The organism is Calothrix sp. FACHB-168, from assembly GCF_963889195.1.
Classification (GTDB): domain Bacteria; phylum Cyanobacteriota; class Cyanobacteriia; order Cyanobacteriales; family Nostocaceae; genus Aulosira; species Aulosira anomala_A.
The window spans coordinates 55,671-76,257 of the sequence record NZ_CAWPNJ010000002.1 but is presented as its reverse complement, the minus strand read 5'-3'; the positions used below and the strand labels follow the sequence as shown (position 1 = coordinate 76,257).

The window sequence follows — 20,587 nt, the reverse complement described above, 5'->3', positions numbered from 1 at the left end:
TTTGTGGTGAAGTACCTACACTGACCAACGGTTGTGTGTAGGCTTCCCGTCTCATTCGCCGTTGCCACGTTGGGGATATCCAAGGATATTCGGGACTAAACCCGATAATGGTCTTACACAGCGTCTCTGGTCTTACGACCTTTATCTCCTCAAGGGAGAACCCAGGCAGCCGCCCATCTGACCTAGGCAGTTTAACCCTTCGGCTCCGCTCAGGGTTAAAGCCGAGCGGAGTCGAGGCTTTAATTTTCTACGGTACGTTCGTCTTGGATTTACAGCAATAGCTGACCAGCAGGACTCACGTTTTCCCCGATCTCTGATGTTGCTGCGGCAAGTCTGACTACTTTGAAGTTAGCCTGTCTGATGTCCATACATTCGGGAGGGTCAACGACCATTTTTATATTACCATATAAAGACATACACTGTGCGTCTTTACATGAAAACTGGAAGATTGAATTTGAGAATTTCCGAGAATAGATTAAACAAGCTCAAGGCTTATGCACAAAACAGGGAAAAGACGGTCACCCACCTGATTGAAGATTGGATCGACTCTTTGCCAAGCCAAAAATCTGGCGACTCCGACGCTCGCGGACTCGCTAATGCTGCGCTATCATCGACCCCCTGCCCTGTTAATCCTGCGGATTAATTTGGTTGTGGGTCAATTCGTCGTCGCCCAACAATTCATCTCAACACTGACCCTATCGGGTTCAGTGTGAGCCTTCTTGTTGAAATAGGTAAAAGATTATTTTCCAGCACAAAGGCACAAAGGCATAAAAAAAATTCATCTATAAAGATTCGTAAACTAGACAGCCTTGAAAATTTCTCTTTCCGGTCAACACTTCGACAGAGCTTCAGTGCATCGCAGTCAACCGTCAACAGTCTTTTCAAGCTAAATAATTTAAAATGAATCGGTCGTATCGTCATCAATTTCCGCATCCCATCTGGCGGCGAGTACTTGCTCCATCATGGCTTCGATGGCACTAACATTCAAATTGCGCTCTCTGCGCTCTTGTAAAGGCGTTGAGAGGGGAATCAGCCGCAAACACATGCCTTCTTGGATTAAATCAAAGTAGGGTTCCTGTTGTTCGGACTGTTTGAGTTCCAAATAGTCAAAACTATGAACATTCAGGTAAAGTGCATGGTTAGCAACTAAAGTAGACCTTTGCGGGTTGGCAAACACTTCCATCACATCCCCATCACCCTCACTTTGTAATTGTCCGTCTTGGGTGTAGATGTAGTGGACTCGGCCTAAGTCAGCCAACAATCGCCGGATGTCGAGCTTATTCACAATAATGCCCGTGTTAATAATGCACGGAGCTGGTATCTTGGTGTCGGGTAGATGGTGACTCATAAGGAAATGGGGTATGAGCGTAAGTGAGGTGCAACAGCGCAATATTTTGAGGTCAACTGTCTGTTTACTCCCTACATTTAAAAAATATCAACTTTCGTGAGCGATCGTCCAACAAACTAAATTTTGTCATTGGTTATTGGTCAGAGACGCGATGAATCGCGTCTGTACAATTGCTTCCTTGTCCCTCTAGCCCCTAGCCCCTCATCCCTTAGATTCTATGACTGACCAGCTTCGTTTTGGTAAAAAGCTGCTGCTTGATTTGGTAGCTGCTGTGATATTTTATACTGTGATTCCGTTGCCAACTGTCAACGGGTTGGTATTTGCACAAGTTGCCCGGATGGCTCCACTAATTGGGCTGTTGATTGGGGGAATTTTAGGATTATGTGATATTGGGATGAGTTATTTGGGTATACCAATATTAACTCGTAGTGCCTTAGTAGTCAGTATGGGTATCGCCATTACTGGAGGGCTGCATTTAGATGGAGCAATGGATACTGCTGACGGTTTGGCGGTAGGTGACCCAGAAAGAAGGCTAGAGGTGATGGCAGATAGTGCTACAGGTGCATTTGGCGCAATGGCTGCGATCGCTCTATTATTGCTAAAAACAACAGCCTTAACAGAGATAGAAACAAACCGTTGGTTAATCTTGATGGCTGCTTGTGGTTGGGGACGCTGGGGACAACAGCTAGCGATCGCTTGTTATCCTTATCTTAAACCAACCGGTAAAGGCGCAATTCACAAACAAGCCATTCAATCTTACAAAGATTTGTTACCGGGACTGTTGTTACCGATGAGCATCAGTGGATTACTCTTTTTACTATATAACCAGCAGAGATTTTTGGCATTAGTAATGGTAGTTGCGGGAATAGCGATCGCTACTGCCACTAGTGCTTGGTTTAACCACAAATTAGGTGGTCACACTGGTGACACCTATGGCGCAGTTGTAGAATGGACTGAAGCCCTATTTCTTTGCGTTCTCACTGCTTTTTGAACAACAGCAGAGAAAGCAGAGGGGCAGACGAAGCACAGGAGAAATAGCCATGCCCAATGCCCCATGCCCCATGCCCCATGCCCAAAATTACTTTATCGGCTGTAGCTTTGTGACTTTTAATTTAAAGTTACCAACGCCAGTTTCTCCGAAAGAACGGACGCGAATTATATAAGTTCCTGTTTCTGCTATGCGGGTAAACAATAGGGAATTACTCGTACCATCAGGGCCGTCGTCATTTTCGGCTAAGGTCGTACCATTGGGGGAAAGTAGGGTAATAATGCAGTCAAAGTTATCTGATGACAAATCAACGGCTAAATTATCGCCTTTATTGAGCTTAACGGCGTAATCGCGAGCGTATCCACCCTGACCTGTGGGAATATCTTTATCTGAGAGCGTATCTGAAAATTCAGAACTGCTGGTAGTTAAAGGAATTGGACTGTATAACTTATTTTGAGCCAAGGCAGCATTTGTACTGATGCTCATTGCCAATAAGGTGGCAGGAAGAATAATTACCCGTTGTAAACCCGCGACAAAAGCTTTACCGATCATCAAAGTAAAATTTCCATAAAAACAGGATAATATGGTCAATTATAGAGTTATTTAGCAGAATAGCTTTCCCTGGCGTTGTTGAGTTATTGATTTTTAATGGCGGTAGCCAGGGCTACCAAACCTACAATCGGAATTTGCCACTCACGGAGTGTTTGCACCGCAGCTGCGGCGGTAGCACCCGTAGTGTAAATATCATCTACTAACAACACTGGTACAGTGGGAGGATTGCGGCGAAATTCTTGCCCAACAGCAAAAGCTGCTGCCAAGTTTTTTTCGCGTTCAGATGCTGATAAACCAAATTGCGCTTTAGTTTCTCTAACTCTTTCTAGACCATTTAGTTTGAATTTTAACCCAGCTGTTTGAGAAAAGCTTTGACCGATGAGTGCGGCTTGATTGTATCTTCGGATTTTTTGTTTACTGGGGTGAAGTGGTATAGGTACAACTAGCAAATTTTGATGACTAGTTGGCGAATTTAATAACCAAGTTTCACCTAACCACTGACCTAAAGGTTTAGCAATTTGTGGTTGATTTTCATATTTCATCACAGCGATCGCTCTTTTTAAAGCACCACCATAAACCCCCCAGCTAAACACGGGTATAGGTTGTTGCCAAAACCTTTTCGGGTCTTGAATGCGACATTGTTGCAGCTGTCTTTCACAGTATTCACATAGATGGCGAGAAGTACTGCGTTGACACAAAGGACAATGGGGCTGGAGAAAAAGATTAAGTAATTCTTTAATTAGGGCATGGGGCATGGGGCATGGGGCATTGGGTATGAGTCAACAGTCAACCGTCAACAGTCAACCGTCAACCGTCAACCGTCAACCGTCAACCGTCAACCGTCAACCGTCAACCCTTGGCGATTGATTGAGGTATTTGACATAAACGCGATCGCACCTTGGGGTTTCTACTCCTGTGGCTGGTTGATAGCCGTTGCTTTCGTAGAGTTTGACTGCTTCTACTAAAACGCTGGCGGTTTCAATCCAAATTTGCTGGAAGCCACGAGCGGCGATCGCATCTTCTAGTTGTTGTAACAAATATTTCCCTAATCCTATACCTCTAATGCTGGGCAATAAATACATTTTCCTTATCTCTACGGCTTTTTCACCGCGATTTACCGGATAGTATGCCCCGGTTCCTACTAATTGCCCTTGGTGTTCAATTACCCAAAACTCGCCGCCTGTGGCTAAGTAGCATTCTTCAACTTGTACCACATCGCGATCGGCTCCGTTTGGTTCCCAGCCCAAACCGTATTCTGATAATACATAACTGATAACTGCGGCAGTGCTAGTGCGATCGCTCTGCTCCCAGTTACGAATCAAAAAGTCTCGATAATAATCTCTCATCGGAAAATTTTCAATAATTTTTAATTTTGAATGGGAGCAAAAAGAGAGTCAAGTTTGCACAGAAAATTCTTCTGGATCTATATCCCAATTTACCCAACGAATCGCAACTCTGGCAGAGTTGATCAAAGGCGGTACTCTTAATGTATGAATTTTTGCCGTACTAGGGCAAGTCATTTTCAAAAGATGAATTGGCTCGACATCAACATCAGCATCAATGCGAAGTAAGGTGTATTCTTGCCAAAAATCGATGACTTGTGCTTGTAGTTGCTCACAAATGCGATCGTAGCCTATACCTTGGATTAATATGCGTCTAAGTTCAGCATTGTCTTCTTCTAAAAGCCATTGTGCTTCCCATTGCTGGGGGTGAAGTTTGCCGTATTTCTCTGGTAGTTTCACACCATGATAGTAGTATCCAGGATGCCCACTATCAGCAAATTCAATGGCTGGTTCGCCTTCTGCGTGTAAGCGGTTGTCAGTATCTAGAGAAATTTTCCGGGGGCGATCGCACAATGCACACACTTTTTCACCGGGAAATATCCAGCCGCAATTTTCAAATAGTTGATTTAGGCATTGCCAAGCTTCTTTTTCTTTATCATCTAGGACATAATTAAATTTACTCATCAATATTTGCCCCCTGCTAATCATTATTAGCATTTGGCTAGGAGTAATATAATCTGACTCCCATTTTGGATCGAAGTCTGTATTAAATTCCTGTAATAATGGTAATTGATTAGCAATTTCACTGTATAGAAAATCTTTCAATCCTGAACTTAATCTGTTGCCGATACTTTCACAAAATTTATATATTTCGTATGCTAATGGTTTTCCCCATAGAGGTTGCTTGTTAGAGTTAAATTCATCCAATTTATTCCTAATTATATAAGGGTCTGGATAAAAAATCACTTCTGGTTCTTGAAGCCCAAGAACTGCATAGGTTGATTTGATAGCTGACGTAGCTTTTTCTTTATCAATTGGTACAGTGAAGTAGAAATAGTACTGTTTCCAAATAGATGACAAGTATGTATTGTCAATTATTTGTCTGGTTGCATCAGTAGTAAATTTAGTTAAATTTGCTAATTCAAACAGTGGGCTAATATCAGAAATATTATTTTCACCTAAATGTAGTTCTCTAAGATTTATTAGCTTAGATAAAGGACTTAAATCAGAAATTTGATTATCACCTATACTCAGTTTAATTAAATTGTCTAACCTAGATAAAGTATTTAAATCACGAATTTGGTTTTTACCGATATTTAGGGAAATTAAATTAGTTAATTTAAATAAGTGACTGAGATCAGAAATTAAATTATCATCAATATGTAATTCAGTTAAATTAGTTAAATTAGCTACATGACTCACATCGTAAATTAAATTCTTTCCTAAAGATAATTCTTTCAGGTTAATTAACTTAGATAAGGTACTCAAATCAGAAATTTGATTGTCACCAAGATGCAATACTGTCAAGTTTTGTAAACCAGATAACGGACTCAAATCAGATATTAAGTCTGATATTTGGTCTTCTGGCTCGCGATTGTAGTTCAGGAAAAGTTGAGTTAAATTAATGAGGTTAGATAGTGGACTCAAACTGGAAATTTGATTGGAACTAACATCTAGTAGAGTCAAATTAACAAGTGAGGAAAATTGACTCAGATCCACATTTATTTTATTACGCCAGACAAATAACTTAGTTAGATTAGTTAGTTTAGATAACGGACTAAAATCGGCAATCTGATTATGACTGAGTGCCAAGTGACGCAGATTACTTAAAGTAGATAATGGACTAATGTCACAAATGTTATTCCTAGTTAACTCTAAGTAAGCCAGATTGGTCAATGTAGATAATGGACTTAGATCGGAAATTTCCTCATTGTATAGCCTCAGTCTGATAAGGCTTGCAAGTTGTTGCTCTGCTTGGTAGCAATCAGAAGTAATAACTTTCTCCAATAGTAGATCAACTGTGTGTCTGGCTTCAGGTGAGAGGCTATCTTTGTGTAAACACCAGTCAGCAAAGCGGCGAAAGTTCGGACTCTGATTTGGCTGTAGTTCAGACATTGGCTAGTAGCTGGCAAAAAAAATTTAACTAAGGATGCCCAAGTTGGTGTATATCTCAATTAAATTGCCATCGGGATCGCGAAAATGAGCTGTGCGGATTCCCCAGTCGGGACGATCTGTAGGTGGAGCCATGAGGATACCATTACGATCTTTGAGGCGTTGATAAACTTCATCGACGTTATCGACAGCAAAAATTAAGGATGTTTTATCTTGGCTAGCAAAGGATGAAGGCTGATTGATGCTGGGGATGACTTGAGCCATGAATTCTTTTTTGAATACAGCTAGCTGAATAGATCCGGTATTAAACTCGGCATATCCAGTTTCTTCATCACCCCAATCTACATTCAATCCCAGTAGATCCCGGTAAAACAAAAAAGTCTCTTTATAATTGGATACAAGTAGTCTGAGGTGTGTTAACTGAAGTTTCATAATTCAAGTACGTTAGTTCACTAACTATGAATTCTAGGCTCTGAGTGTAATGTTGATAACAACTCGCTTTCAACTATTGCTAGTTCATCCAGCCGTTGCATGACAATTTCACGGTCAAAATAAGTATCAGCTAGAACCCAGTAAGTACCGAAATGACGGGCTTCAGATGCCATCAAACCTTTGTAAAACTTAGCTAATTCTGGCTCAGGACAGTGTGTAGCTAATAATCCTAAGCGTTCGTGACTGCGTGCTTCTATTAATCCGGTGACGAGTAAAGAATCTAAAAATCTATCTGGTTCTTGGGGACGAACTTGCGCTTTTAAACCTGCGCCGTAAGGTGGTGGTGGTAAGGGTGCGAGGGGGATGTTGCGACGTTCTAGCCACTGATTGACGAGTTCAAAGTGTTCTAGTTCTTCACGAGCGATCGCAGTTAATTCTCTGACCATTTTCGCATTGGAAGGGTAGCGAAACATAAAATTTAACGCCACCCCCGCAGCTTTGCGTTCGCAGTGGGAATGATCGAGCAGAATTATATCTAAATTAGCGATCGCTTGTTCTACCCACGCGGAACTGGTAGGTTGTTTGAGAGCGTTGATTTTTGGTAGTTCAGTAAGCACAGGATGACAAACTCCAGATATCTCAATGTAGCTGAGATAGCCCAGCACATTGATTTTAATCTGGTCTGGGGCGATTGGGCTAAAGAGTGCGAGTTCCTAGATCCCCGACTTCTTGAAGGATACTGCTGGGGAATGGTGGGTTAAAGCCCTCAATGTTGATCTAAATACTTGTCTCGCTTGCCCGAAAGATCGCCCGCAGGCTATAAGCCTGGGGCTAAAGCTACAAAGCCTGCCTCTGCAGGCTCAATTTCTTTAGCCTGCAGAGGCAGGCTTTGTTCGGTTAGCCGCACCCTTCTAGGGTGACGGCGATCTGTTGGTTAATCGATGGATCAACTACTGCAATTTTTTGCCGATTAACTCAGATAAAGTACTGAATAAATCTGCGGCTGTGTAGGGTTTGGCTAAAAACTCTTGCGCACCGGCTGCTAAAGCTTCCCGACTGTGAGTAGGTAATCCGCTAGTGGCGATGATTTTGAGTTGAGGATTTAATTTTTTGAGGGTACGGATAGCTGTCAATCCATCTAAACTCGGCATCATGATATCGATCAATACTAAATTAATTTCCTGCTGATGCTGGGCGTAAATCGCGATCGCCTCAATACCATCTTTAGCAATCAAGGTTCTATAATTAGCTTGTTCTAGTGATGTTTTGGTGGCTAATTGTATCATTACCTCATCATCGACAATCATTACTAGCTCTTGGTTTCCTCTGGGTATTGTTGTCGATGATACCTGCTCATCGATCGTTTCTTCTATGGCTGGTAAGTAAACTTTAAATTTTGTACCTTTACCTTCTTGACTGAATACTTGTACAAAACCCCCACTATTTTTGACAATACTAATCACAGTAGAAAGCCCTAATCCTGTGCCTTTACCAGGTTCTTTGGTGGTGAAAAAAGGGTCAAAAATCCGATCCATTAATTCTGGGGGAATACCTATACCTGTATCGCCAATGGTAATAACCACATAATTTCCCACCTGGGCATTAACATCCATCCGGGTATAAATTTCATCAATAAACTGATTTTCAGCATATATATTGAGAGTTCCACCATCGGGCATTGCATCACGAGCATTGACACAAATATTCATAAAAATCTGATGCATTTGCGTAGGATAGCCTTTCACCATCCACAAAGTTCTCACAGGAATGTTGGTGGTAATTTCAATAGATTTAGGAAATGTTTGTGTAATAACTTTTGCTACTTCTAAAAGTAAATGTCCAATTTGTAAACAGATGGGTTTACCTTCTGTTCCTCTAGCAAACATGAGTATTTGTTTAACTAAGTCGCTGCCACGTTTAGCACTTTTAGTTAAAACTTCCACTAATTCTTGGGTTTTGTTATCAACTGTTTGAATTCTTAATGGTAAAAGTTGAGAAATTGCCAAAATCGGTGTAAATATATTATTGAGGTCATGGGCGATACCGCTAGCTAGAGTTCCCAAACTTTCCAGACGTTGCGCCCGTAAAAATTGCTTTTCTAGACTCTTCTTTTCTGTAATATCAGTGTTGACAATCAGGATTGATTTTGGTTCTCCTGATTCTTCCTGCACCAGAGTCCAACGACTCTCAACAATAATTTTTGTACCTGCTTTGGTACGTTGCTCCAATTCTCCCCGCCAGCAGCCTTTATCTAAAGTAGTTTTCATTGCTGTTGCGAGTTGAAATGCATCATCATTAAATAATTCTTGGGCTGTCTTCTTAATAGCTTCGGCGACAGAAAAGCCATATAAGCGATCAGATCCTAAGCTCCAAAATAAGATTTTGTTGTGCAGATTGGTGACAAAAATCGCATCAGTGGCAATATCAATTAAGGCTGCTTGTTCGCGCATTTTCTGTTCTGCTTGTTTACGCCCTGTAATATCGGTAATCATGGCTAAACCACCGATATATTCACCATTTTCATCAAACATGGGAGTTCCAGAGACAATCGCCCAAACATCACAACCATTGCGATCGCAAAATTTAAAGTCGTGCTGTTCTTTAATGCCTTGTTGCCGACGTTGCCAATATTGTAAGGCGATCGCTTGTCCCTGTGTGTCCATAAATTCAAACAGCGATTTTCCCTGCATTTCCTCGATGGTATAGCCCAACATCGAGGCCATTTGTTGATTAACTAAGGTTGTTTTCCCCTCAGCATCTACAGCCCATACACCCTCTATGGCAGTTTCCACAATGCAGCGATATTTGGCTTCACTTTGGCGCAGAGCCAGTTCTGCTTGTTTATGCTTGGTAATATTGCGCGCAATTGTGAGTACTGACGCGACGTTGCCATTTTGGTCAAATTCTGGCACACAACGACTTTGGTAATATTTCACACCATTGGGGCTGGGAAATTCAAATTCTATTTCCTCTGGCTGTCTTGTGGTAAATACTTTTGTGAGAGTTGCGTTCCATATAGCCACTTGAGCGACTGGCATTCCTAACTCTTCGTTGGTTTTACCGATAAACTCATGGGCAGGTAAGCCTGTTTCGGCTTCAATCACTCGATTCACGTAGAGGTGGCAAAGATTAGCATCAAATCTAGCAATAATATCGGGTGCATTGTCTGCTAGCGCTCGAAATGCTTGTTTTTCTTGAGATAGTTCAGCAGTTCGCTGTGCTACCCGGATTTCCAATTTTTCACGGGCTTGACTGAGGACTGATTCTGCTAGTTTGCGCTCGGTGATGTCATCTACTACCCCCACCATGCGTATTGCTTGCCCATGCAGATTATAATAAAAACTACCACGAGAATTCACCCAGCGAATCTGATTATCTGGAAGAATTATTCGATATTCACCTATATAGTTTTGTCGATTGGCGATCGCTTTTTGCATACAAGCCTGAATATGCTCCCAATCTTCAGGGTGAACTCGATCCGCCCAATCTTGATAACTGCGGTTTGGGGTTCCTGGTTGATAGCCAAAGATAATCTCATGGTAAGGTGTCCAAATTGTCTGATTCGTCACCATATCCCAATCCCAAGAGCCAGCGTGAGCAGCCTCTAGCGCTAGTTTTAAACGCTCGTTACTCTGGTACAGTTCTACTTCTAACTGCTGCAATTGCTGACTGACTTGGCCAAGTTCATTACTTTTTTCGGCAATTTGCTGTTGTAATGTGACAATTACACTCGATACTTCTAAGGGATCGATGGCATTGAGAAAACTGCTTTGAGTGACAATTCCCAAGAGTTCGCCACCATTGCTTGTTACCACTAATCTGCGGACATAACGTTGTTGCATTTGTTGATAAGCAGCCCACATTGAATCCTCTGGCTTGACAGTAAATAAAGGCGAACTCATGACTGTTATTGCTTGTGTATGGGCTAAATCCAGATTTAAAGCCCGAAATTGCACAATATCTCGCTCGCTCACGATACCTATGGGGTAAAGTAATTCACTGTTGTCTGCTGCTTGGGGTTCGACAATGACGATACAGCTAACCTGATGCTGGTTCATCAATTGAGCTAAATCGATTACAGAGGCGGTATGAGGTGCATGAATCACCTGAGTCAGCATTACCTCCCGAACTAGGCGCAATTTCAGCAAATTAGCAGGTTGGAGCGCTTGACGCAGGCTGTTGTGAGTGACAATTCCTAGTAATTTTTCCTGCTTATCCACAATCGGAAGATGGCGAATTTGATGCTGACGCATCAGAGATAGGGGAATCGCCGCATTGTAAGCAGCACTGTATTGCAGGGTGATGGCTTGTTGTGTCATCACTTCAGCAACTTTAATATTTGCTAAGTTTACCCCTGTAGCAATTAGTCTGACTACGTCTCTTTCAGTAAAGATACCTCGTAGATTTGCTTGTTCTGTCACTAACACATAATTATTGAGTCCTGAATAGGAAGAACTCAGTATTGATGTGGACTTTCCATCATCTAAAATACAACTTCTATCTCGCGCCTGACTCATAAAAGCGATCGCGTCCATTACAGTAGTATCGGGTTTAACCGTCAAAGGATGGGGATCGATTACCTGTGCGAGAGTCGGTAATGCGAAGATATGGTCATTTTGCATATTATACTCAATAGTTTTTATCTGCGATCGCCAAAAGTCACCATGAAAATGGGTAGAGAGAATTTGTGATTTGGCAATATTTTTCAGGTGGAGTTTTTAAGGGTTTATCCCGGTTGAGTCTATCTCTGACTTCTTTAATTTTGAGGTTATAAACATATCCCGTATCGCCATAAAAACATAAATTTATATGGTTATGAACACCTTTCTTTTCAATAGATTACAAGCAGATATGAACAGCCTATATTAATTTTTTTCGTTGCAAAAACTACAAATACATCAAAATTCTTCCTCAGAGCTTGAAATAGGTAATATAGCACAGGGAAGAGAGATTTTCATGTTTAGTTGTGGGATTTTTCCATTGCAGCAAAGCTTTTCGTGCGTTACCACTGACAATTAAAGCAAGCTACACTGATATTTTTAGAAATTAAATCAGAAATTAAATCGTATTCCTATTAATTTGAGAATTACTCTTAGTTTTTAATAATGATATTTGTCAACTTTTTCCTTGCGTCTTAAAACGCTAAAAATAGACGCTTTGAAGCTTCTGTTCCATCATCTTAGCCTCAATCGATTTATTTTGATAGATTGCAAGCTGGTAGATCATCCTTATGACATATAATTTAGTAGAATATTATTTTTGCATCTACCATTAGATATATTTAAATAATTAATGCCAATTAGGAATAATGTGAATTAGTCCAAAATAGGCTGCGTTACCACGAAGTGGTAACGCAGCCTATACATACTAAGCCAAGCTATAGTCGGGATGATATTCAACTAACTCAATTTCATTACCATCGGGATCGTTGACATAAATTCTATGCTTGGTTTCGGCGGCTGTCATTGTGTAGTAATCAATGGCGTTAGCTTCTAGTAATTTTTGCATTGCTTCACCATCATCAATTACAAAGCCGACATGATTAATACCAATGCTTTCATAAGGTTTATGCACTCGCTCTTGTTGTGAATCGTCATTCAAAGCTAGATAAAATTGGTTATTACCAAAATGCATCCAGCGATCGCCATTGAATACCCCTTCGGCTCTTACATACCAATCTGGGAATAGTGTTTGATAAAAGTTTTTCGTGGCGTCGATATCTTTACAAGAAAGGTTAATGTGTTCAAAGCGAATCATGTTCATAATTTGCTCCGGTAAATTAAGAAAATCAGGTTAATAATTATTGTTTTAGCTGTTAAATAAACTTAAATAAATCTCACGTAGAGACGCAGATAAACAAGAGATTTTAAGCATCATGTTGAAAGTTTAGAGACACTACTCTAAGCCAGTATCTAAAAACATAATGACTAGGCTTTCCATCTCTGGGGTTATTTATTTCGTCCCTCTAAATAAATCATAGTCGAAATGATTATGAGTTGCAACTTGTGAAAATAAAAAATCGCAGATGTTTTTACCTGCGATCGCAAAATGGGCATTGGGCATTGGGCATTTGTCCCCCTTGTCCCCTCACCTCTTCATGTTCGTCGGTTAACTAGTGTAGCGCTAGCTTGATCTACAGGCATCAGGACTATCTCATTAATATTGACATGGGGCGATCGCGTGACGCAGAAAAATATCACATCTGCCACATCATCAGGAGTTAGGGGCGTAACTCCTTGGTAAACTTTTTTGGCGCGTTCAGTATCGCCATGAAACCGCACATCGCTAAATTCCGTTTCTACCATCCCAGGATCGACGGAAGTGACGCGAATCGGCGTACCTATTAAATCTAGCTTTAATCCTTCAGAAATGGCTTTAACAGCCGCTTTCGTTCCACAATAGACATTACCATTGGGATAGGTTTGATGTCCGGCGATAGAACCAATATTTACCACATGACCGCGATCGCGTTTTACCATCCCCGGTACTACATAACGGGTAAGGTAAAGTAAGCCCTTAATATTGGTATCGATCATTTCTTCCCAATCGGCAAAGCTACCTTCATGTAACTTGTCTAAACCGCGACTCAATCCCGCATTGTTAATGAGAATGTCAATATCAGCCCAGGCGGGAGGTAGGCTAGAAATCGCAGCTTCTACCGCAGCGCGATCGCGCACATCTAACTGTATTAAATAAACCTCAGTATTAAATTCTTCCTTAAGGGTATCAGCTAGTTCCTGTAAGCGTTCCAGCCGCCGCGCCGCTAAAATTAATTTTGCGCCTGTATTAGCAAATACTCTGGCACAAGCAGTACCAATACCACTACTTGCGCCAGTGATGAGAATGATTTGATTTTTTAGGGAAATCATTGTTAGTCAAGAGTCAAGAGTCAATTGTCCATTGTCCAATAATTCGGAACTAATGAAAAACTCCACCCACGAATCGGAGTTTTGCGATTGTTAAATTGAAAATAGCGTTGACGGTTGACGGTTGACGGTTGACTGTTGACTGTTGACTGTTGACTCTTAAGAGAGATTTTTTCGTGATTGACTAGCTTGAAAATATTCTAGGACAGCAGCTGCGATCGCTTGATTACCATCTTTGGCTATCGGTTGAGAAAGTTTGGGTTGTAATAGAGGTTGACGCAGAAAATCCCAATTACCTTGAAAAAATTCAGTTGGGCTAAGGATTTGATGCTGATTATAATTAGCTAACCCTGTGATTAAAAAAGCGGCTTCTGCAAAATCTTCCCGCGTAACTGTAACAAGCGGTACTTGCAATTTGGTAGCCTCAGCAAAAGTACTGTAACCAGGTTTAGAAACAACTCGCCCGCAAATCGGCATAAAATCTACAGGGCGGTATTTTCGGTCGGTAATCTTCACCAAGTTAGGTAAATCTGGCGCAGATTGATCGAACACAATAAATTGCCAATCGGGGAAATGCTGTAGGTTATTGTAGGGAAATTGCTGTAAACCCAAACCGCCAAAGGTGAGCAGAATTGTTTTTTCTACAGGTGCGGTAATCCGCCAATGCGATCGCAGGTTATCAGCATCATAACGCGGCGAACCACCTGTTAAACCCACATCTATAATATTGGTGAATGCTGACATCGGTTCGTGAAATGGGAGGCGATATAAGCGATCGCATTGAGCATAACAATCACTAATCCAATCAGCAATCGCCAAAAACTCTCCTCCCCAATCCCGGTAAATCAAATCCCAGCCAAAGTTACTCACCGACCAACAAGGAATATTTGCTGCTTTCGCGATCGCTGAAGCCAAAAAGGGAATATCCGCTAAAATCAAATGGACAAAATTTTGCCGAATAAAATTAACTTCCCCAGCGATCAAAGAATGTTGATTTTTTTTAATTTCTAATAACTTTTCTAAAGTAGCTGCTCGATCCATCGTCAAGCTATCTGCTTGTACTACACCCAAATCAAAAGCCCGAGGACGATGAATAAAATCGCCGTCAATATAGCAATCAAGTAACCAGTGTGGCGCAGTAGTCACCATAATGAGGAGAACTTCCGGGCACAATTTTTGAATTGTGTCAGCGATTGCGGCCATGCGCGTCGTATGACCAAAACCGTGGTTAGTAATGGCCATGTATAAAATAGGGCGTTCCATCAAAGAGAATGTATCTATAGGCCACAATTAATTTACTGGGTCTGGGAAAATTTAACAACTGACTTTTGATACACGAAGCACAGTAATATAGATAATAGATGCTGATTACTCGGCATATATGTCCAAGAATAAAATTTGAATTTTAATATAAATTAGTCAAGTTTGAAAAGTATTTTTTGAGGTATGAATGGATGCTAGTAGTTACAAGCAAAATGTCATATTATTCGTAGATGACAATTACCAAAAATTAAACTTATTACTGGAATATTTAGAAGAAACAGGATTTAAAGTATTAGTAGCAGACAACGGTATCAGCGCTATTAACATAGCCGAAAATGCCTCACCCGATTTAATTTTATTAGATGTTTTAATGCCAGGGATTGACGGCTTTGAAACTTGCCGACGGTTAAAAAGCAATCCAGTTACGGAAAATATTCCTGTGATTTTTTTAACTGCCCTTGCAGAGCAAGTGGATAAAGTTAAAGGGTTAAATTTAGGCGCAGTAGATTACATCACCAAACCCCTAGATAATGAGGAAGTAATAGCGCGAATTAAAATTCATTTACGCTTGCAAAATTTGACAAAAAAACTCACAGAACAAAATGAATATTTAGCGGCAGAAATTAACGAACGCAAGCAAGCAGAAGATAAAATCAAAGAACAGGCAGCTTTGTTAGATATCACCACAGATGCCATTATTGTCCAAGATTTAAATAACCAAATTCGCTTTTGGAATCAAGGCTCAGAACATCTGTATGGGTGGACGCAAGCAGAAGCGATCGCTAAAAATGCCAATACCCTGCTGTATAAACCAGAAACACTATATCAACTCCAAGAAATCCACAAAAGTTTGGCTAAAAATGACTTGTGGCAAGGTGATTTATATCAAAAAACTAAAATAGGTAAAGAAATCATCGTTTCTAGTCGGTGGACAGTTATGCCAGATTTGGCGGGACAGCCAAAATCAATATTAATTGTCAACACTGATATTACCGAGAAAAAACTACTAGAAACCCAGTTTTTACGAGCGCAACGCATGGAGAGTATTGGGACTTTAGCTAGTGGAATCGCCCACGATCTAAATAATGCGCTCACACCCATGTTAATGATTGCCCAGCTATTAGAAATTAAGCTAGCAGACGAAAATAGTAAGCAATGGCTCGCCATCCTGGAAACCAATATTAAACGGGCAGCAGATTTAGTCAAACATGTGTTGTGTTTTTCTCGCGGATTTGAAGGTAAATTTATCACCTTACAGGTAAAAAATGTCATTGCCGAAATTGAACAAATTGTTAAACAAACCTTTCCTAAATCTATTGCTGTAAATATAGATATTCCTCAACAAAGTCTGTGGAATATTTCAGGTGATGCCACACAAATTCACCAAGTATTATTAAACCTGTGTATTAATGCCCGTGATGCCATGCCAGAGGGCGGTTTGCTGAAAATTTCGGCGAGAAATATCTGGGTTGATAGTAACTGTGCGCGCATGAATATGGATGCCCAAGTAGGGCCTTATGTGGCGATTAGCGTAGCCGATACAGGTAAGGGAATTCCTCAAGAAATAATTGACAGAATTTTTGAACCTTTTTTTACGACAAAAGAAGTCGGACAAGGTACAGGTTTGGGCTTGTCTACAGTCATGGGTATTGTTAGAAGCCACAATGGTTTTGTGAAAGTGATGAGTGCAATTGGTAAAGGCACAGAATTCCAAATTTATTTCCAGGCGAGTCAAAACCTAGAAATAGATAATGCCTTAACCAGCTATGATGAATTACCAGCAGGAAATGGCGAATTAATTCTCATTGTTGATGATGAAGAATCAATTCGGGAAATTACGAAAACAGCTTTAGAAAAAAATGGTTACAAAGTTTTAGTCGCTAAAGATGGCATTGAAGCAGTAGCTTTATATACCAAACATCAAAAAGAAATTAGTGTTGTTTTAATCGATATGATGATGCCATCAATGGACGGGCCAATGGCGATTCGGGTACTGCAAAAAATTAATCCCGAAGTCAAGATTGTTGTGGTGAGTGGTTTAACTTCTAATCATGAATTACTAGCAACATTGGATGATAGTATCACCACATTTTTACCCAAACCCTATACATTTCAGGAACTATTCACAAGTTTACAGGTAATATTAAATGCTGAGGCAGGGTCAAAACATTCGCAAAGTAGTATTTAGAATTTGTCAGTTGTCAGTTGTCAGTTGTCAGTTGTCAGTTGTCACAAGGAAGGGGGATTATTTTGAATTTTGATTTCTTTCCCCCTGCTCCCTGCCCCCTGCTTTAGTTCCAATCCTGTTCTTCCTTCTTCCCGCGACTTTTATAAATTCCGCCTATGTCGTGAATTTGGCGAGTTTTTGCAAATAATTCGGCTTCTGTTAAACCCCAGCGTTGCAAAACTTGATCTAAGTCCTCTTGAATCTCTCTAGCTCCGGGAAACCCTTGATAGCGAATTTTCAACCGAGCAAGTTCTGCTAAGTTATAGTCTGTCGCCTCCTGAGCTAGTAGAATATCAATAGTGGGGCGATCGCGGTTTTGCAAAGGATGCTGTTGGTCTTTACCTCCAGATGCTTCAGCCATCGTTAGTCCTACAATTACAAGTAATGAGTTTTTAGTTTAGCCCACAGCCCAGGCCTAGAGAAGTCAAACGTTCATACTGAAGAGGTCACTGTCATAATTACAACTTCTCACCTCACCAATATTCTCTGGCAAAAATTAACGACGGCAACCCCACCCGAAATCTTACGGCTCTCACTACTGTCATTCAACTTTAAATAAAGATACATTGTCATTAAGAAAATACATGAAACTTTAGATAAGGGTGAAGAGTATTTCACCTAAAGTACAAGCAGCAAGGGAGCAAGAACCCGCTATGTTTGAACACTTCACTTCCGAAGCAATTAAAGTAATAATGCTAGCTCAGGAGGAAGCACGTCGCCTGGGACATAACTTTGTAGGAACAGAGCAAATTCTCCTCGGGCTGATGGGAGAAGGAACTGGGGTTGCTGCTAAAGTACTGACCGATTTGGGCGTAAATCTCAAAGAAGCACGCCGCGAGGTCGAAAAAATTATTGGTAGGGGTTCTGGTTTTGTACCACCGGAAATTCCTTTTACTCCTAAAGTAAAAAGCCTATTTGAGCAATCATTTAAAGAAGCTCATAGTCTGGGGCACAATTACATTAATACAGAACACTTACTTTTAGGTTTAACTGAAGCAGGCGAAGGTGTAGCCGCCAAAGTATTGCAAAATCTAGGCGTTGACCTAAAAACTATCCGCAGTGCAGTCATCCGTTACTTAGGTGAAAATGCCACTGTATACGCTGCTGGTGGTAGCCAAAAGCGCAATCAACCACTGAGTTTGGAAGAATTTGGCAGAAATCTCACCAAACTAGCGCAGGAAGGCAAAATAGACCCGATTGTGGGGCGAGATAAAGAAATTGAACGCGCAATTCAAATTCTCGGTCGTCGCAGTAAGAACAATCCCGTATTAATTGGCGAACCGGGAGTTGGCAAAACTGCGATCGCGGAAGGACTGGCGCAACGGATAATTAACCAAGACGTACCCGAAGTATTGCAAGACAAGCAAGTCATCAGCCTCGATATGGGCTTGCTAGTCGCCGGAACTCGCTTCCGGGGTGACTTTGAAGAACGGATCAAGAAAATCGTCGAAGAAATTCGTTCCGTTGGCAATATTATCCTCGTGATTGACGAAATTCACACCTTAGTTGGTGCGGGGGGTACAGAAGGCGGATTAGATGCAGCCAATATCCTCAAACCAGCCTTAGCTAGAGGTGAACTGCAATGTCTCGGTGCCACCACCTTAGACGAGTACCGTAAGCATATTGAGCGCGATGCAGCCTTAGAACGGCGTTTTCAGCCGATTCTGGTCGGCGAACCTACCGTAGCCGAAACCATTGAAATTCTTTACGGCTTGCGGGGAGCATACGAGCAACATCATAAAGTGACAATTTCCGACGCTGCGGTATTAGCAGCTGCACAATTGTCCGACCGCTATATTAGCGATCGCTTTTTGCCAGATAAAGCCATAGACTTGATTGATGAAGCTGGTTCTCGTGTGCGTCTGCGCAACTCCCAGATTTCCGCTAACAAAGAACTCAAGCGCGAACTTCTTGGTGTTACCAAAGCCAAAGAAGAAGCAGTTAGACTGCAAGATTTTGACAAAGCTGGAAAGCTGCGGGATCAAGAATTAGAACTGCAAGCTAAACTCAACGGCGATGAAAGTGGTACAGTTCCCAAAACACCAGTCGTTGATGAAGAAGACATCGCTCAAATTGTCGCTTCCTGGACTGGCGTACCCGTCAACAAACTCACAGAATCCGAATCTGAGTTACTGTTGCATCTGGAAGATACCCTGCATCAGCGCCTTATCGGTCAAGAACAAGCAGTTACCGCCGTTTCTCGTGCCATTCGTCGCGCTAGAGTCGGCTTAAAGAATCCCAATCGCCCAATTGCTAGCTTTATCTTCTCCGGCCCCACGGGAGTAGGTAAAACAGAACTAGCCAAAGCCTTAGCCGCCTACTTCTTCGGTTCCGAAGACTCCATGATTCGCCTGGATATGTCCGAATACATGGAAAGCCATACAGTATCCAAGCTGATTGGTTCACCTCCTGGTTACGTAGGCTACGACGAAGGCGGACAACTAACAGAAGCCGTGCGCCGCAAACCCTACACAGTGTTGCTTTTCGACGAAATCGAAAAAGCGCATCCCGATGTATTCAATATGCTGCTGCAACTGTTAGATGACGGTCATCTAACTGATGCTAAAGGTCGGAAAGTAGACTTCAAGAACACCTTAATTATCTTGACATCTAACATCGGTTCCAAGGTAATCGAAAAAGGCGGCGGTGGTTTAGGCTTCGACTTCGACAACCAAGCCGATGCTAGTTACAACCGCATCCGTAACTTGGTGAATGAAGAACTCAAAGCTTACTTCCGTCCAGAGTTCCTCAACCGTCTCGATGACATTATCGTCTTCACCCAACTTTCCAAGGATGAAGTCAAGCAAATTTCTGAAATTCTCCTGCGTGAAGTTGCTGGTAGGTTGACAGAAAAAGGAATTACCTTAGAAGTCACAGACCGCTTCAAGGAACTGGTAGTTCAAGAAGGTTACAACCCCAGCTACGGTGCCAGACCATTACGTCGCGCCATTATGCGCCTGTTGGAAGATTCCCTCGCGGAAGCTTTGCTATCTGGTCAAATCGTCACTGGTGACACAGCCATTGCTGATGTCAACGACGACGGACAGGTACACATCCAAAAATCAGAGCAACGGGAGTTACTGCTGGCAAATGTTGGCTAATGGTAAATTAGCATTGATTTATACCATGTCACTTTTGCGGTAACATATGAGAACCATTCCACATTCCTGCCTGCCGCAGAAGAGCAAGAGAGGAGTATCCTTGATAGAACTGAAGTGAAATGGTAATAGCTCTTTCAAACCCTGGTAGAAATACCAGGGATTTTTTTCTTCTATTTCTTCTCTCTGCATCCTACCCTTCGGGAAGCCGCTCCGCGTCTAATGCGTCTTGGCGGTTTATAAAAATTATTAACTTATACATCACGCAGAGGCGCAAAGAAGAACGCGAAAATTCGGAGTTTTGTAATAAGTTTGGTTACGAATCACAAATTATTAATCCAGGTTACTAAATCAGATGATTCCTGATAAAAATCTCTCTCAGAAGTAAATGTAGGTTGGGTTGAGGAACGAAACCCAA

The 20,587-nt window shown here is 41.5% G+C and carries 15 protein-coding genes; 3 read left to right on the top strand and 12 right to left on the bottom strand.

What is annotated here, in order from left to right; translation table 11 throughout:
* Positions 1-895: 895 nt before the first annotated feature.
* Positions 896-1,348, bottom strand: coding sequence for a hypothetical protein (locus AACW45_RS03270; protein WP_096641836.1), 453 nt, complete (start codon positions 1,346-1,348; stop codon positions 896-898).
* A gap of 217 nt (positions 1,349-1,565) precedes the next feature.
* Here AACW45_RS03270 and cobS point away from each other — a divergent pair, with 217 nt between their 5' ends.
* Positions 1,566-2,339 carry an adenosylcobinamide-GDP ribazoletransferase gene (cobS, locus tag AACW45_RS03265; protein WP_190631105.1) on the top strand — a complete coding sequence of 258 codons (774 nt, stop codon included), beginning with the start codon at positions 1,566-1,568 and terminating at the stop codon, positions 2,337-2,339.
* A gap of 87 nt (positions 2,340-2,426) precedes the next feature.
* Here cobS and AACW45_RS03260 read toward each other — a convergent pair whose 3' ends face one another.
* The 10 genes from AACW45_RS03260 to AACW45_RS03215 all read right to left on the bottom strand — a co-directional run bounded on the left by AACW45_RS03260 (position 2,427) and on the right by AACW45_RS03215 (position 14,844).
* Positions 2,427-2,888 (bottom strand): PPC domain-containing protein, encoded by a 462-nt coding sequence (locus AACW45_RS03260; protein ID WP_190631286.1) that lies wholly within the window; start codon positions 2,886-2,888, stop codon positions 2,427-2,429.
* A gap of 83 nt (positions 2,889-2,971) precedes the next feature.
* Positions 2,972-3,643, bottom strand: a complete 672-nt coding sequence (locus AACW45_RS03255; protein ID WP_190631103.1) for a ComF family protein — start codon at positions 3,641-3,643, stop codon at positions 2,972-2,974.
* 87 nt (positions 3,644-3,730) lie between these two features.
* Positions 3,731-4,234, bottom strand: a complete 504-nt coding sequence (locus AACW45_RS03250; protein ID WP_096641839.1) for a GNAT family N-acetyltransferase — start codon at positions 4,232-4,234, stop codon at positions 3,731-3,733.
* Positions 4,235-4,282: 48 nt separating this feature from the next.
* Positions 4,283-6,286: a leucine-rich repeat domain-containing protein gene (locus AACW45_RS03245; RefSeq protein WP_190631101.1), complete on the bottom strand. Its 2,004-nt coding sequence runs from the start codon at positions 6,284-6,286 to the stop codon at positions 4,283-4,285.
* A gap of 24 nt (positions 6,287-6,310) precedes the next feature.
* Entirely contained in the window at positions 6,311-6,715 is a 405-nt protein-coding gene (locus AACW45_RS03240) for a VOC family protein (protein WP_190631099.1), read from the bottom strand.
* 20 nt (positions 6,716-6,735) lie between these two features.
* Positions 6,736-7,332, bottom strand: a complete 597-nt coding sequence (locus AACW45_RS03235) for a tRNA isopentenyl-2-thiomethyl-A-37 hydroxylase MiaE (RefSeq protein WP_190631282.1) — start codon at positions 7,330-7,332, stop codon at positions 6,736-6,738.
* Between the two features lie 333 nt (positions 7,333-7,665).
* Positions 7,666-11,337, bottom strand: coding sequence for a PAS domain S-box protein (locus tag AACW45_RS03230; protein ID WP_190631097.1), 3,672 nt, complete (start codon positions 11,335-11,337; stop codon positions 7,666-7,668).
* A gap of 745 nt (positions 11,338-12,082) precedes the next feature.
* Complete coding sequence (locus AACW45_RS03225) at positions 12,083-12,478, bottom strand: VOC family protein (RefSeq protein ID WP_190631095.1); 396 nt, start codon at positions 12,476-12,478, stop codon at positions 12,083-12,085.
* Positions 12,479-12,810: 332 nt separating this feature from the next.
* Positions 12,811-13,584, bottom strand: a complete 774-nt coding sequence (locus tag AACW45_RS03220) for an SDR family oxidoreductase (RefSeq protein WP_190631094.1) — start codon at positions 13,582-13,584, stop codon at positions 12,811-12,813.
* Positions 13,585-13,740: 156 nt separating this feature from the next.
* Positions 13,741-14,844 (bottom strand): glycosyl transferase, encoded by a 1,104-nt coding sequence (locus AACW45_RS03215; RefSeq protein WP_190631093.1) that lies wholly within the window; start codon positions 14,842-14,844, stop codon positions 13,741-13,743.
* A 187-nt stretch (positions 14,845-15,031) separates the two neighbouring features.
* Between AACW45_RS03215 and AACW45_RS03210 the strand changes: the two genes are divergently transcribed.
* Entirely contained in the window at positions 15,032-17,032 is a 2,001-nt protein-coding gene (locus AACW45_RS03210) for an ATP-binding response regulator (protein WP_190631092.1), read from the top strand.
* 103 nt (positions 17,033-17,135) lie between these two features.
* Here AACW45_RS03210 and AACW45_RS03205 read toward each other — a convergent pair whose 3' ends face one another.
* Entirely contained in the window at positions 17,136-17,432 is a 297-nt protein-coding gene (locus tag AACW45_RS03205) for a DUF3288 family protein (protein ID WP_190631091.1), read from the bottom strand.
* 292 nt (positions 17,433-17,724) lie between these two features.
* On the opposite strand from AACW45_RS03205, the gene AACW45_RS03200 reads away from it, so the two are divergent.
* The gene (locus AACW45_RS03200; protein WP_190631280.1) at positions 17,725-20,172 is read left to right on the top strand and encodes an ATP-dependent Clp protease ATP-binding subunit; all 2,448 of its coding nucleotides are present in this window, start codon (positions 17,725-17,727) and stop codon (positions 20,170-20,172) included.
* Positions 20,173-20,587 lie beyond the last annotated feature (415 nt).